13 protein-coding genes are annotated in these 15,624 nt (G+C 40.1%); 2 read left to right on the top strand and 11 right to left on the bottom strand.

Annotated elements, in window-relative coordinates:
- The first annotated feature begins 3 nt into the window (after positions 1 to 3).
- On the top strand, positions 4 to 711 hold the full coding sequence (locus PY091_RS14100) for an acetolactate decarboxylase (RefSeq protein ID WP_275650301.1): 708 nt from the start codon (positions 4 to 6) through the stop codon (positions 709 to 711).
- A gap of 6 nt (positions 712 to 717) precedes the next feature.
- On the opposite strand, the gene PY091_RS14095 is transcribed toward PY091_RS14100, so the two are convergent.
- From PY091_RS14095 to PY091_RS14065, 7 genes are all read right to left on the bottom strand, one after another.
- Positions 718 to 1,626, bottom strand: a complete 909-nt coding sequence (locus PY091_RS14095; RefSeq protein WP_275650300.1) for a hypothetical protein — start codon at positions 1,624 to 1,626, stop codon at positions 718 to 720.
- A gap of 70 nt (positions 1,627 to 1,696) precedes the next feature.
- On the bottom strand, positions 1,697 to 2,380 hold the full coding sequence (locus PY091_RS14090; RefSeq protein WP_275650299.1) for a DUF6799 domain-containing protein: 684 nt from the start codon (positions 2,378 to 2,380) through the stop codon (positions 1,697 to 1,699).
- 146 nt (positions 2,381 to 2,526) lie between these two features.
- Complete coding sequence (locus tag PY091_RS14085) at positions 2,527 to 5,082, bottom strand: M1 family metallopeptidase (RefSeq protein WP_275650298.1); 2,556 nt, start codon at positions 5,080 to 5,082, stop codon at positions 2,527 to 2,529.
- Positions 5,083 to 5,173: 91 nt separating this feature from the next.
- Positions 5,174 to 5,938, bottom strand: a complete 765-nt coding sequence (locus PY091_RS14080) for a hypothetical protein (protein ID WP_275650297.1) — start codon at positions 5,936 to 5,938, stop codon at positions 5,174 to 5,176.
- Positions 5,939 to 6,023: 85 nt separating this feature from the next.
- A complete protein-coding gene (locus tag PY091_RS14075) occupies positions 6,024 to 6,176 on the bottom strand; it encodes a hypothetical protein (RefSeq protein ID WP_275650296.1) in 153 nt (50 codons plus the stop codon).
- A gap of 151 nt (positions 6,177 to 6,327) precedes the next feature.
- Positions 6,328 to 7,017, bottom strand: coding sequence for a response regulator transcription factor (locus PY091_RS14070; RefSeq protein WP_313790389.1), 690 nt, complete (start codon positions 7,015 to 7,017; stop codon positions 6,328 to 6,330).
- Between the two features lies 1 nt (position 7,018).
- The gene (locus PY091_RS14065) at positions 7,019 to 8,296 is read right to left on the bottom strand and encodes a sensor histidine kinase (RefSeq protein ID WP_275650294.1); all 1,278 of its coding nucleotides are present in this window, start codon (positions 8,294 to 8,296) and stop codon (positions 7,019 to 7,021) included.
- A 274-nt stretch (positions 8,297 to 8,570) separates the two neighbouring features.
- On the opposite strand from PY091_RS14065, the gene PY091_RS14060 reads away from it, so the two are divergent.
- The gene (locus tag PY091_RS14060) at positions 8,571 to 9,314 is read left to right on the top strand and encodes a tyrosine-protein phosphatase (protein WP_275650293.1); all 744 of its coding nucleotides are present in this window, start codon (positions 8,571 to 8,573) and stop codon (positions 9,312 to 9,314) included.
- Here the strand turns inward: PY091_RS14060 and PY091_RS14055 are convergent, their stop codons facing one another.
- The 4 genes from PY091_RS14055 to PY091_RS14040 are packed head-to-tail and all read right to left on the bottom strand — an operon-like array spanning position 9,315 to position 15,582.
- Complete coding sequence (locus PY091_RS14055; RefSeq protein ID WP_275650292.1) at positions 9,315 to 11,684, bottom strand: GumC family protein; 2,370 nt, start codon at positions 11,682 to 11,684, stop codon at positions 9,315 to 9,317. It lies immediately after the preceding gene.
- 40 nt (positions 11,685 to 11,724) lie between these two features.
- A complete protein-coding gene (locus PY091_RS14050) occupies positions 11,725 to 12,492 on the bottom strand; it encodes a polysaccharide biosynthesis/export family protein (RefSeq protein WP_417957296.1) in 768 nt (255 codons plus the stop codon).
- A gap of 13 nt (positions 12,493 to 12,505) precedes the next feature.
- Positions 12,506 to 14,452: a polysaccharide biosynthesis protein gene (locus PY091_RS14045; RefSeq protein WP_275650290.1), complete on the bottom strand. Its 1,947-nt coding sequence runs from the start codon at positions 14,450 to 14,452 to the stop codon at positions 12,506 to 12,508.
- On the bottom strand, positions 14,449 to 15,582 hold the full coding sequence (locus PY091_RS14040) for a DegT/DnrJ/EryC1/StrS family aminotransferase (protein WP_275650289.1): 1,134 nt from the start codon (positions 15,580 to 15,582) through the stop codon (positions 14,449 to 14,451). The genes PY091_RS14045 and PY091_RS14040 overlap by 4 nt, the downstream gene beginning before the upstream one ends.
- Positions 15,583 to 15,624: the final 42 nt, after the last annotated feature.

Below are 15,624 nucleotides of genomic sequence, written 5' to 3'. Positions count from 1 at the left end.
AAGATGACATTAAAAAATCTTTCCCTTGCATTCCTATCCATTGTGTTTTTTTCCCAATTACACGCCCAATCCTCAAAAGTGCGTCCCATTGGCGCCATGAAGGATATGGGAAACACCTACGACATTCATATTTGGCTGGATACCCTTTCCAACAAAAAACACCTTTATGGAATGGGACCATATGATAAAATGAAAGGTGAGATCACCGTGGTGGATGGCCATCCTTATTATGCATCCGCTTTTACGGAAGGTGCTTATCAAGTAGGTGAAAGTTGGGACATCAAATCCCCTTTTTTTGTGTATGGAAGTGTGGACCAATGGAAGATGTTCAAGATTGAAGGAGTATTCAACAGCGTTGGCGACATTCAACAAAAAGTGGAACAGATTGCACAGGAATATGGACTGGATTCCAATCAAGCTTTCCCGTTCAGGGTAACTGGCAATTTTGATGATCTTACGGCCCATATTGTAACGCCCAGGCTACCGGAAGTTGATGGCTATAGGGAGGGTGTCAAATCCCAGAAATTTTCTTTCAAGGATACCAAAGGGGAATTGATCGGATTCTACTCAAAAAACCATCAGGGCATTTTTACCCATACGGATAGTTTTGTACACATCCATTTTTTAATGAAGGACAAAACATTTATGGGCCATTTGGATCAAATTACAACTGCACAAAAAACCTTTAAACTTTATTTGCCAAAGCGATAAGATCGTTTAATCCTTCTTATTGGTATGGAACCAATAACTTAAGCCCACCGACCAATAGAAAACGTTATCCAGTTCTTCTTGAAAAACATCCGTATCGGTAGTAAGGGTGGCACTGGTCTGTGGAAACGCCCAAGTAGGCGTAAATGATACAATAAACTGATCAAAATGATACTGTAACGGCACACTGAGTTCCACGTTTAGGATATTGAACTCGGAAGCCTCCGATATTTCAACGGTGGTAACCTCCGTAACCGGTTCCGTGCTGCCCCCTTGACCACTCCCCTGTCCGTTGGTCCCGCTTTTACGGTTGCCCAATCGACTCGTGGTATAATATTCCTCATAAAAATACTGTGACCCTGCGAACGCTGAAATCCTTGGGGAGATCAACAAGTGCCGGTCCATGGCGTAAAAGGTCCTGTCCAGTATACCGCCCAAAAAAATATCCGGTGAACTGTTCTTGTTAAAATAAGAGCTCACATATAGCGAAAGCTCCATTAATTTAAAATCGTAACTAAGGAGGCCGGTAATATCCGCAACCACTTCGGATTGTACGTTATAACTGGCATCGTTGTAAAAGTAAGCAGTTCCGGAAATTCCTCCGCTCCAATTATCGGCATCGAAAAGGTACCCTCCGGTAATATAGAAAAGGTCGACTCGCTGTTCCTCCGAGCCTGTAAGGTAAGAAACCGTTACATCCGCAAAGAGACCTGATCTGTCATAATATCCAATGGATGGCAGTATATAAGGTGCCGCAATGGAATCCCGTCGGCCCATAAAAACGGCGTCGTTGATATAACTTAAGTCCATCAATATATAAGAGTCTTCCTTTTCGGATCTATCTTTATCCGTTTTTTGCGAGAACATCAACGGGGCCATCGATATGAACAGCCCCCAAAACAAGAGCAAACGTTTCATGGCTTATATATTTTGATAAGAAAAAAGGGCTTGGCCATTGGCCAACGACCAAGCCCCGAACCCAGTTCCATCACATAATTTGACCTCCTTTTTTCTTAAGGGCGGTCTTATTGATGGATTTTTTTGACTTCATGTTTTTGATGGATTTCATATTCTTGTTGATCATCATTTTACGATGCTTGTACATATTGGTGAATTTCTCACCTGCTAAGTTCAAACATTCACCATCTTGAAGCCTTAGTTGCTGACGATCTCGAGTCATGTAAGTGCCATCTGGATCAACGGCCATTCCATTGGCAAGCTCAAGTCGTTCTTGCAATCTATTTTGTGATTGGGTCTTGATTTGATAAACTTCCCCGTCAATAAGCATCAACTGGAACCTATTTTGGTTACGCTCTTGGACTTGGGCATTGGTTAGCCCCTTATCAGATTGCATCACTTTGTAACGATACTGATATTCGTTTCGGTATTTTACACCGTCATTGTCCAAACACTCTCCATCTTTTAATCTAAGTCTGTCCCTATCTTGTGTAAAGTAGGTTCCATTGGGGTTAACAACCGTTCCATCTGCCAAAGTTATGGGGTCTTGCAAACGAATTTGGTCGCGATCACGAATTTGAAGTACATCGCCATCGACCAACATTAAACGGTCTCGATCTTGTTCGGGATCTTGGACTCTGTCCCTATCCCTGTCCTGTGCCATTAGTGTCACTGTTCCAAGAACAACGAACACCAACATTAAAATTTTTTTCATGGTACTCGTATTTATAGAATTACAGCATCTAAGGTAGAATCAAGGCTCGTACAATCCTATGATTTACATCATTAACATGTTGAAAAACAGTTATTTATAACCTTTCTACGGTAACTTAGGTTACATATCCCTGGAGTGGAATTCGTTTATTGCTGATTTACAAAACGATACAGATTGTCCGTAGCCTGAAGCAATTTTCCTTTTAAGGAAGAATTAACATTGGGGTGATCCTCTAGGTATTTCTCCACGAGCTCCAATGCCTCTTCGGATTGGTATTGCCCCACCGTGGCGGACAGCCATCTCTTAGGAAAGAATATATCTCCGGTTTTTTGAATCTCCTCCAAAAGTTCCAAAGCCATGGGTACATGCTTTATGGCACTTTTTTGGCGAAGGGGGTGGTGAATATAACCCGCTGCAGTGGCTACCCAGGATTCCTTTTCCCGATTGGCCGCTACTTGCAAGGATTCAAAAAACGCATCCCGAACGGCTTCGTCGGGTGAGAGCGCTGGGATCAAAAACTCAAAGCGCTTTACCTTATCCTGGTTTTTTAGCTGGCTTTTGGCCTTCTCCAGTATTTCATTGGAGCTTTCATGTTCAAAAAGTGCCAGGGTCAACGCCATGTTGCTAAAATCATCCTGGTTTAATTTAAGATCGGGAATCTCAATGCTCTTATCCCAAACATGGTATAAACGTTCTGTGGCTTCCTTGGAATATGCGATGGCCTTCCACAGCCCAAACAAGTCCTTTTTAATATTGGGGTCAATCCCTTTTTTAAACAGTTCATCCCATAACAATGCTTCTACGGACAATTGCCTGTCCGCACGTTGGTCTTCGTTCATGAAGTTCCAATAAATGCTGCTTGCTTGTCCACAGAGCATACTGTGTACAAATTCGTTTTCCTCTTGGCGTACCCCTTTCATCAACAGATCGAAAGTTTGCAACGGTGAAATTTTTCCGGACAGCGCATTTTCGTAGGTATTGAGATAGGCATATCCACGTGCCACTTCATCATCCAATCTTGGAATGATGTCCATTTCAGAAGTCGCCATCGGGAACACACCATAGCCAAAGGCGTTGGTATTATAGATGATGGCCTCTGGTTTTGGAAGCCCCGTTGCCAAATCCACTCGTACTTCTTGCTGTGAGATGGTCACCGGAATAATCCTGGTACTATCGGGGTACACCAGGGTAATCTCAAAAGATTGCGGCCATAATTTGGCGCTACCGTCCTCTGCATGTTGTGTGATGGTTAGATTTTTTATGGTATTTCCCTGATAAATGATTTGCTCAGTGAGGATGGGTCTACCCGATTGATTGACCCATACTTCGCTCCAGTCCTTTAAATTGACCGGGGTTCTCTTGTCCAAAATGGTCACCAGATCGTTCCAAGTAGCGTTGTCGTATGCATGTTTGGAAATATATTCCCGTATGCCATCCCTAAAGACCTTCTCCCCTATGGCGGTCTCCAATTGACGCATCATAATGGGTGCCTTGTTGTAAATGATCCCTCCATACAGACTGCCCGCATTCTTTAAATTATCCAAACGCTGTCGGATCGGGTTGGTCCCCCTTGTCCGGTCTTCACCATATGCCCCTTGGTAATGGGACATCATAAACTGTAATGCATGGTTGATATCGGGAAAGGTGGGGTTGATGATCTTATCGGCCATAAAATTGGCGAAAACTTCCTTCATCCATACATCGTTGAACCAATCCATGGTCACCATATCACCGAACCACATGTGCGAAGTTTCATGGGCGATCAGCTTTGCACTGCCCATTCGGCGCCGTTGTGTGGCACTCTCGTCCAGAAAAATTGATGATTGCCTGTATTGGATGGCCCCTACGTGTTCCATGCCTCCGTACTGAAATCCAGGAATAGCGGCAAAATCGAGTTTTTTAAACGGGAAATCGTATTGGGTATAATCCTTTAAAAAGTCAATGGAGCGTTGGTGCAGATCAAAAATGATCGGGACACTGTAATCGATCTTGGTAGAATCGGTCTCTCGAAAAAGCATCGTCATGTCGAACACACCGGGGTTCTCCGTAATGGAATCGAACTTCCCGGCCACCATTGAGAATAGGTAAGTACTCATCAGGTCACTTTTCCCAAACGTATGTTTCAGCTTATTTCCCACTTTTGTCGTTTTTTCCAAAGGGGCACCACATAGCACCTTCCAATCCTCCGGTGCCGTAATCTCCAGCAGGTACCGTGCTTTTATATTGGGTTGGTCAAAACAGGGAAAGAGCGTGCTTGCCCTATCCGGAACCAACAGCGTGTATAAATAATCCTCGTTCCGGTTCAGGGACAGTTCTCCTGCATCGAATCCAATGGTTATGGAGTTCGGGCCCTTGACAAGATCTTCAGTGATAATGATATGTTCCTTTTTGTGATCAATCTTTTGTACTTGGCCGTTTACCACGATACTTTTTAAGAGTGATGCATCTGCATTAAAATCAAGGTAAAGCGGTTGGGAAAGATCATGGATGTTCAAGTCGAGTTGCAAAGTTGACGGAATCGGTTCTTGCCTATCCGATGGGATATCAAATGATAGGGAATAGACAACATCGGATACTTGTTCCTTCCTGTATTCCGCCATTTTCAATGGAATGCCCTCTTCCAACAGATTGACCTTTGGGCGAGGATTACAAGCTAAAAAAAGAGTGAGGACAAATAGGGTAGATAAAACTCGCCTTTGCATAATACACGAATTGGTTTGGCACGGAAAAGGTACCAATTTATCCCCACCAAATCAATCAAAAAACGATGTAATCAATTGTCCTCGTGGCTGTCTAACCCCGCACGACGTAGTTAATGGTCTCCACCCCGGTATTTCCTGTTTTTGCATTATAGGCATACACCGTGATTTGATAATAGCCTGCCTCGGTGATTTCCAATTGGCCCGTAAATGTATTCTGTGAAGGGTTTTTAAGGGCGATTTCCCCTAAAGGTTCACCATCCTTGTATACCAATGCCTTGACCTCCATGAGTTTGGAGTCCCAAATACCATCTTCCTGAATGGGGCAGCCACACATCATTACAATATTTGCCGCTATTTCCAGACCGGTCTCGGGTATGGATTCCAACGCAATGTATTGATGCGTATTGGGTTTAAGGATATCCACTATGAAACCCGGTATCTCCAGCACGATGCCATCGCCCAAAATATCCTTGCCCGGAATGAGCCAAAGTTCGGTACTGGCCTGTACCTGCGCATTTTTCCTGTTCATTGGCGATAGGACCTCTACGCGCACAAAGGTAGGTTGGTCTATATCCACTACGGCCATAAAACCGGCAGTGGACTCTTCCGAAAGCTGTGTATATCGATCATGGGAACTCTTCATTATAAGATCGGTGTTTCCCGTACTGCCAGTGGTAAGGCCTTCTGCAAGGATGTTATTGTTCATGGCGTTGCGCACCATAACATAGGCTCCTCCAATAGAGCTGCCCACAAACTTGGCATCTTTGGCCTTGGCACGAACCATAAGCTTGGTTTCCGTCGCAAAAGAATTGATACAAATTAAGGATATGGCCAGTAGCAGGATCGATTTTTTCATGGTCGCTGATTTTGAAACTTAAACATACTAAATTTTTAAAGCTGTGCCTAGTAAGATTGAGGGCAATGTAAACGAAAAAAGCAAATTAGCCATGTCGCTTTGCCTGCAATAGCTTTAATTCAATGTGTGCTGCTTCCATCAAACGCTGAAAATGATGGGTATCATCACTCTTTGAAGATTGTGACAAATGGAATTCTGAACTTTCAATAAGTCTTTTGCAATAGGATATCTGTTCCATCAAGGGACATTTACAGATTGTTTGTCCATATAGGTTGTCCAATTGATGCAAATTGGGTTTTTTGGGGCTCTTTTTAAATAATTTGAACATAGAACTTAAAGGGGAATCAGGTTCAAAAAAATAGGCTCAAAAACCAGGCCAGAGTATTTTACTATTCTTCTATACGGAGCATAAAACCCCTTCTGCTCACATTAACAATGCTCAGTTTCGGATCCTTTCCCAAGTGTTTTCGCAAATGGGAAACAAATACATTCAAACTCTTTTTGTTGAAGTAATCGTTTTTGTCCCAGACCGTGGTAAGTATTTCCTTGTGGGTGCACAATTGGTTTTTGTTTTTGGCCAATAGCGCCAAGAGGTCAAACTCCTTACCTGTTAATTTGATCGGCTGGCCTTTATAACTGAGATCAAAATTGTCCATGTTCAATACATAATCCCCGATTTCGTAGCGCGAAACATGCTCCTCTTCCTCTTGATCTTGCACCAAACGAGATAGCAGGGCATTGATTCGCACCACCAATTCTTCCTCATCGATAGGCTTTTTGAGATAATCCACGGCGCCCATGGAAAAACCTTTCAATACATCTATTTTGAGGGAACGTGCCGTTAGAAAAATAAAGGGAAGTTCCGGGTTGACGCCCTTAATTTTTTGCGAGAGCTCAAAACCGTCCATATCCGGCAGCATAACATCCAAAATGGCCAGATCGAATACATTGGTCTTTGTTTTTACGATGGCTTCGGCCGCATCCTTTGCCCAGGTAACGGCAAAGTCCTTCATCCCCAAATATTCGGATAGCAGGTATCCCAAAGAATTATCGTCCTCTACCAAAAGTAATTTATACATCTTATCCATTTTTGGTCAGTTTAAGGGATAGGGTAAATGTTGTTCCTTTTCCCAATTCGCTTTCCACCGTGATTTTTCCCCGGTGCATTTTAATAATTTTCTGAACGTAATACAATCCCAGGCCATACCCCTTCACTTTATGGATATCACCATTTTTGACCCGATAATACTTTCTGAAAATTTTATTGAGGTCATCGGCAGCAATGCCTTGGCCGTTATCCGATATGGTGATTACCAGCCACCCCTTGTTCTTTATCGCCTTTAATTTGATAATGGGTCTATCTGAATATTTTCGGGCATTCTCCAACAGGTTGCCTATAACATTTTGCAAATGGAACTTTTCCGCTTTGATGGGGTACGGACCATCTTCCAGTTCACAGGAAAAGTCCACTTGGCCATAATGTTCGGATAGCAAAGAAAAGTCATTGCACATACTTTCCAGTTCCGGTTTGAAATCAATTTCTTTCAATTGCAGGAGATTCTTGCCCGATTCCATACTGGCCAGTTCCAACACCTTATCGATATGTGTTTTCAGCCTATCAGATTCCGTCCTGATAAGCTCCACCACTGCTTTTTTGTTCTCCGGAAGGTCCTCGGACAAAATCTTGGTGGCCAATCCAATGGAAAAAACAGGGGTCTTCAGTTCATGGGTCAGGTTATTGATAAAATCGTTGGTCGTGGTGATGATGCTCCTTTGGGAATAAAAAGATCTCAATACCCATATGACCACAAATATTATCATCAATAGAAATAAGAGCCCAGGAATTATAAGTCCTCTTAATTGCCTTAAAAAGTAGTTGTTCAAGTCCTCAAAACCGATTTCCAGGATCACTTCCTTTTGGAGCAAATCGGGCAGATATCCTTTGACCCTTATGGGGTAGGTCAGGTTTTCCTTTGCATTGAGGTGCGGCCTTTCGGAACTTAAATAGGTAATGGAATCCCGGGAATAGAGCGTATAGGAAAAAGGGGCATCTATACCGGAAACATTCAATTGGTAAGAGATGTAATCATTTAAATAATATCTGGAGGCCTTTTCAAGGCTGTCCAATCCAATGTTCACCTCGGAGGTATCTTTTTGGATGGCATTCCCTAGCGTATAGGTCAGAGAATTGACCTCGAAAAGTTCGCTGTTGATATTCTCCCTGGCCCTATCAATCTTATCGGAGAACTGTGCACGTGCCAGCCCCAGTCCAACCCTCAAATATTGGTACTGTACTACCAAAAGGCCTATTACGGCCACAATAAAAATTAAAAGATAGAGGTTTCTTTTGGTCAGCATACCGCTAAATAAACAAAAATATATCAGCTAATTACCCAATGGTTAACCCTATTAATCTTTCATTAACCTTTTTGATCTTTTGTTAACCGCTATGCATGTTCACAAATGGTAACTTAGCAGAAGTTTAGTTAGAAAAAATACAAAGTAGCGAATCTTTAGGACCGACCTGTAATGGGTCGGTTTTTTTATATATCGGCATGGGAAATCAGCAATTGATCTTCATCATAGCAATTAAGAGCACATAAGCTTTATCTTTGCAGTCCAAATTTTATGCATGATCAGTTTTTTCCAAAAGAAGGTTTATTTGGCCGATTACTTGCACGGTCTTGTGGATATACACAATCATATACTCCCGGGCATCGATGATGGGGCGAAAACGGTTGAGGACTCCCTGGAACTCATTCGTACATTCTCGGAAATGGGTGTTACCAATTTTAGGTGTACGCCCCATATTATGCATAACCATTACGACAATACCCCAAAGACCATTAAAAATTCCTATGACCAGCTTTTGGAGGGAATCAAAAAAAAGGATTTGTCCGATATTAAAATCGATTATGCCGCAGAGCATATGATCGATGATAATTTCGAAAACATACTACAGGAAAAACAGGTGATGCCTTTGGGTTCGGACTATTTGCTTATAGAAATGTCCTATTTGCAACCATCCTTCAATTTTGATATTTCAGTAGAAGAAATTGCTCGACATGGCTATTTCCCCATTTTGGCACATCCAGAACGTTACATGTACTACCATGGTAGTTATGGCAAATATCCCTCCATGAAATCCAAGGGAATCTTGTTTCAGCTCAACTTACTTTCCCTTAGTTCGGAATCCTATGGAGCTGCAGCACAAAAAATGGCTGAAAAGCTGTTAAAGAACGATTTAATTGACTTTGTAGGGTCTGATATTCATAACATAAGACAGCTGGAACTTTTGAAAGAAATAAAGCTTTCTAAAAAGGTATTGACCAAGTTACTTCCGATTATTGAAAGAACTATCCAAACCTTTTATTGATCAACTAAAGTTCCACCACTTTTTAATGGATTTTCCATATCCATAACCATATTTTCCGCCATAGCCCAAATTGGACTGTTTTACATTGTTTACAACAAATGAAAGCCCTTTTAATTTACCTTCCGACTTTAGCTTTACAGGGAAGTTCAACACCTTTTTCTCGGTACCACCAGCTTTAACAACATATAGGATTTGACTTGCATATTCGCTGATCAACAAAGTGTCCGTTACAACCATAAGAGGAGCGGTGTCAACAATTACATAGTCGTAGATTTCAGATACCTGCTTAAATAGTTCACCCATCCTATCCTGCATCAATAATTCGGTAGGGTTTGGTGGTATTTTTCCAGAGAATATGATATCGATCGCGTTTTCATTAACCTGGGCAGGTATCGTGATATCCTGTATCTTCAAATTTGAATTAACAAGATATTCTGTTAAACCATCCTTGGTACTTCTTCGAGGTTTGACTTTATTTCCCGGCTCAACATCACCACTAGAGAAAAAGTCATACAATTTTGGATTTCTAATATCAGCCCCAATAAGTAATACCTTCTTTCCTGTGTTTGCATAAATGGCCGCAAGATTAGAGGAAATAAATGTTTTTCCTTCACCAGGAACGCTAGAGGTAATGAATATGATGTTGTTGGCAGATGATTTATGCGACCTTTGAATATAATTTAGGTTTGTTCTTAAGATACGTAAAGATTCTGCCAAAACTGACCTGTCGTCCTTTTGAACAAGTCTATTATCCTTTTTGCCCAGCTTAGGTACTTCAACTATTACAGGAATATCTTCGGTGATTTTCTCAAGATCTAACTTGTTATGAACCTTATCATCCAATAAATCTCTTACGTAAATAATGGAAAAAGGAATCAATAACCCAAACATAAAGGCCATTAAAAAAATGATTTTACGCTTTGGAGTTACAGGAAATGGAGAGCTGTAGGCATAATTAATAATCTTTGATTTTGGTGCTGCGGATGCAAAGGTTATTTGAGATTCCTCTCTTTTTTGCAGCAGGTAGAGATACAATGATTCTGTGGTCTGTTGCTTCCTAGAAATATCCCGAAGAGCTCTTTCATTACTGGGTGCCGCGTAAATTCTTGAGTTAATTTGAGATAATTGTTTGCTCAAACTATTAACCTGTAAATTCAGGTTGTTTGTAACATTGTTTAAACTGGACTGCATCCCTTTTCTTAAACCATCCAATTGTTGATCCAGTTTAACAATAACCGGGTTTTTCTCATTGGAACTTTTGAGCAATCTGTTTCTTTGTGCAACTAGATTATTGTATTGCTGTGCGGCACTTGCAATACCTTGATCATTAAGTCCAACATTAGTCGGGATAAAGTCATATTCCTCTTGATCACTAACCAAATCTTTCATTGAACTAGCAATGTTCAATTGAATATTTGCATCTTGCAATTGTTTTTCACTTGCTGCACTCTGTGTAAAGTTTACATTGGACTGAGACCCCAAATCCGCAATTCCTCTATTTTCTTTGAAAGTTTCAGCAGTTTCATCCACAGAAGATAAATTGGAATAAATTTCTGCAATACGGTCATTAATAAAGGTGGTGGTACGATCTGCTATTTCCTTTTTATCGGCCACAGCGTTCTCATTATTTATTTCAACAAGATTATTGAGAATATCAACCGCACGCTGCTTTTTTGAGTCCATCAAAGAAATATCAATAATATTTGAAAACTCACCTGCTACCTTCATTTTGGTCAAAGCACGCAAATTCCCAAGTACAAAGGACATAGGCCTTATTTCCACCCTAATAACATTATCCTTATATAAGGGAACATTTTTAGTCTCAGGAAGCAAAATGATATCACCTATATCAGTATTGAGATTTGCTCCGAACGAATATTTTTGAAATACGCCATCTTCTTCATCTGAATAATTAAATTCGGTTTCAGAAATTATTTTGACATAAAATGTATGGTCAAAATTCTCAACAATGGAATCCGGTGACAAAAAATTTATTGCAAAAGGATATTTCGATCCATAAATTTCATTGTCCCTGATATTCCCTAGCACATAATATCTTGTATTTAGTTTTAATTTTTTAATAACTTTTTTAAAGTTATCTCTAGCCTTTAATAATTCAATTTCATCCACAATTTTAGGTCCACCACTACCCGCAGAAAAAATATCAAGGTCTTTTAAAACAGATAATTCAGAAGCAGCTCCTTTATCTTCCAATATTTGAACTTTTGCATATGCTTCATATTGTGGTATCGTATACCGTAGATACATAAAAGCTATAAAACAAGCTACAAAAACGGAAAGAACGAACCACTTCCAATGTTTTAAGTATGAAGATACAAGTCCTTTTAAATCTAAATCTGAACTGTTCATAGATGGCAATGGATGTTAAGAATCTAATTTTTGTTGGATATTAATTCCTAGTCAATAGAACTACTGTGGATGTTATTAGAACCGAAATAATAGATACGGCTATTGAAGCTCTCTGATCTAAACTTGATGCAGTTTTACCTGATTTGTTAGGCTCAACGTATACAACGTCGTTTTGTGTTAAATAATATACTGGAGATTTTAAAGCATCCTTGCTATTTAGATTTATTCGATTATATACTTTCGTTCCATCAAAATCCCTAATAACCATAATATTATCCCTCCTACCTTTAATATTGATATCACCTGCATACCCCAAGGCTTCCATAATGGTAATCTGCTCACCATTTATAGCATAGGTTCCCGGTCTGTTAACCGACCCAAGTACCGTAACCGTAAAGTTTCTGATTCTTATATTAATTATAGGGTCTTTTAGGTAATCCTTTAATCTCTCACGTAATAGTTCCCTAGTTTCACTTGGCGAAAGACCTTCAATTTTAACCTTTCCAATCACCGGAAAGTCTATCTCTCCATTTTTATCAACCAAATAGTTTACCTGTTCGGGGCGCATGGCCACACCTTCCTCCGCACCTCTAAATAAATTAAAGGGTGCACTAGCTTCTGGGTCCAAGGTTGATACATGAATACTGACCAAATCATCTACCTTGAATTTAGGGGTAAAAGTATTGTCATCGACCAATGTTTCAAATTGGCTGGCATCTTGAAAATAAACTACATCCTTGGATGGTGTGCATGAGAAGATTAGGCAAGTTAAAGCTGTGTAACACGCCAATTTAATTTTTTGGTGCATAAGAATGTTCATTTTAGTTGTTGAGTTGAGGAAATCCTACTTTAGATGATTCTTTTATCTCCGTTGATGGATTCTTTTTGTCCAATTTACAAAAATCCGAATTGTTGGAAATATATTCGGGAACAATGTTTTTCATCAATTGTACCACGTTATCCTTAAAGAAAAGGTTGGAGATGCACAGTTCATCTATCATGGTTCGAACTTTGGTGTAATTTATCTCCCTTACCTTGCTTATCATAATCTTATCATGATAAGTGGGTAATGTGTTTTCTCCATTTGCCAAAAGCTCTTCATACAACTTCTCACCTGGTCTAAGTCCGGTTACTTTAATATCGATATCATCCGGGTAGCTCAGACCTGAAAGACGGATCATATTCTTGGCCAGATCCATAATTTTTACGGACTCGCCCATATCGAAAATAAATATCTCCCCACCTTTGCCCATGGCGCCAGCTTCCAAAACAAGCTGCGAAGCTTCAGGAATGGTCATAAAATACCTAGTGATATCCTTGTGGGTAACCGTTAATGGACCACCTTTTTCTATTTGCTTTCTAAACAAAGGTATCACTGAGCCATTTGACCCCAAAACGTTTCCAAACCTTGTGGTAATGAACTTGGTTTTACCCTCTTGTTGCCTACAACTTATATACATTTCAGCAATACGCTTAGTAGCCCCCATTATATTGGTTGGGTTTACCGCTTTATCGGTAGAAACGAAAACAAATTTCTCTACTTCATATTCGAAAGCTAAATCTACAATGGTCTTAGTTCCTGCAACATTGATTTTTACAGCTTCATATGGGTTCTGCTCCATTAGTGGAACATGCTTATAAGCGGCAGCATGGAAAATCCTATCTGGTTGATATTGCTCAAACAACACACGCATTTTGTTCTTATCTCTAATATCACTGACAATTGGAACAAAATTGAAAAAGCCTGCTTGTTTTAATTCTTGCTGAAGATCGTATAACGCCGATTCAGCTTGATCAATTACAATTAAAGATCTATAATTGTATTTACAAATCTGCCTTACCAGCTCACTACCTATAGATCCCGCACCACCAGTAACCATAATGACCTTGTCATCAAAGTCCTTCATTACCTTACTGTTCTTTATCTCAATCGGCGGTCTATCCAATAAATCTTCAATTTGGACCCTTTTAATCTGGGACACTTTCAATTCCCCGTTGATCCAGTCCTCCACAGGCGGCACTATCTTCACCTTAACTGGCAAATCAACAATTTCGTTCACCAAGTTCCTTAGCTGTTTTGGATTAATGGTCTGTATGGAAAAAATAACCTCGCAGATATTATTGAACTTGACAAAATCTTCAGTTAGAATGGATTTGTCGTATACCTTGACACCATTAATTTGTTTGCCGACTTTCTGCAAATTATTATCGACAAACCCAACAACCTTAACACCCATTTTAGAGTGATTGGTCAACGTATTATATGTAATTATTCCTGATTCGCCCGCACCATAAATTATAAGGTTCTTTGTGGGGGCGTGACCACTTTTCATAATGCTCTCGAAGGCAATTTTAAATACATACCTTGATGCTGCTAACGTAATAAAAGTGAGCAAGCTGTTTATTATGATAATGGACAAAGGAATTGTAAAACCATCCACAATATCCATGTACCTATTGGCCAAAACAACGGCGATTGCTCCGATACTAGCAAGGCATACAGCATTAAAAATAGCGTAAACATCCTTAATTCCCGTATGTCTTACCACACCCTTATAACTACCTGAAATCAAAAACGAGACCAGGAACAACAGTACAACTACTGGGAGTTGCGTCCACAAGCGTTGGACATCGAAATCAAAACTTAAGTTGAACCTAATAAAATATGCAAGAATAAATGAAAAGGAAACAATACAAAGATCTATTGCAAGTACGGTCCATTTAGATGCATAACGCTTTCCTGTCCTAAAAAAGAATTCCTTGATCATTTCAACTCGTTTTTAATGATTCCACAAATTCTTTCCAAGTCTTCAACTTCTAGGCTTGATCCACTTGGCAAACACAGACCTCTATTAAATAGGTCTTCACTTACACCATTTACAAACGATACATTTTTTTCAAATACTGGTTGCAAGTGCATGGGTTTCCATAAAGGTCGAGACTCTATGTTCTCAGCCTCTAGAGCCAATCTAAGTTTTTCTCTAATCTCAAAAGAAGGGGTCAATATACAGGTTAACCACCTGTTTGAATAACTTCCATCGGGTTCTTGTAAAAACTCAATTTCTTGTAGGTCCGACAGATGTTCATTGTAAAAACTATAATTTCTTCTTCGTGCCTCCACCCTATCATTGAGCACCTCCATTTGTCCGCGTCCAATCCCGGCCAAAATATTGCTCATTCTATAATTATAACCGATTTTCGAGTGTTGATAGTGAGGAGCGTTATCTCTTGCTTGAGTAGCCAAGAAGACTGCTTTTTCCTTACTCTCTTGGTCATTGCACAACAATGCTCCGCCACCAGAAGTGGTTATGATTTTATTACCGTTAAATGATAATATGCCGTAATCTCCAAAACTACCACAGTTAAAGCCCCTGTATGAACTACCTAAGGCTTCTGCACTATCTTCAACTATTGGAATCCCATATTTCTTGGCAACAGCATGAACTTCATCTACCTTGTATGGCATTCCGTATAAATGCACCGCTACAATTGCCTTTGGCCTAATCCCTTTGGACAATCTATCATTAATGGCTTCTTCCAAAAGCTCTGGGGAAATGTTCCAAGTTTCGTTTTCGCTATCCACAAATATTGGTGTAGCTCCCAAATAAGTTATTGGGTTGGCAGATGCAGCGAATGTAAAACTCTGACAAATAACCTCATCTTCAGGACCCACACCTAAAAGTTCGAGTCCTAGGTGAATTGCTCCAGTTCCTGAACTTAAGCAAGCTGCATATACATTGTTGCCGATAAAATTTTCAATGGATTTTTCAAAATGCTGAACATTGGGACCTAATGGGGCTATCCAGTTGGTATCAAAGGCTTCCTTTACATAGGTCTCCTCATTTCCTCCCATATGTGGAGGTGATAACCAAATTTTCTTTAATACTGTGGTTTCCATTTTCAGTTTTGGGTTGATATAAGTAGGATGAGCGTTTTAATT

It is taken from the genome of Flagellimonas okinawensis (assembly GCF_029194005.1).
Taxonomy (GTDB): domain Bacteria; phylum Bacteroidota; class Bacteroidia; order Flavobacteriales; family Flavobacteriaceae; genus Flagellimonas; species Flagellimonas okinawensis.
The sequence above is the reverse complement of the archived record's forward strand: the minus strand, read 5'-3'. Positions and strand labels throughout refer to the sequence as shown.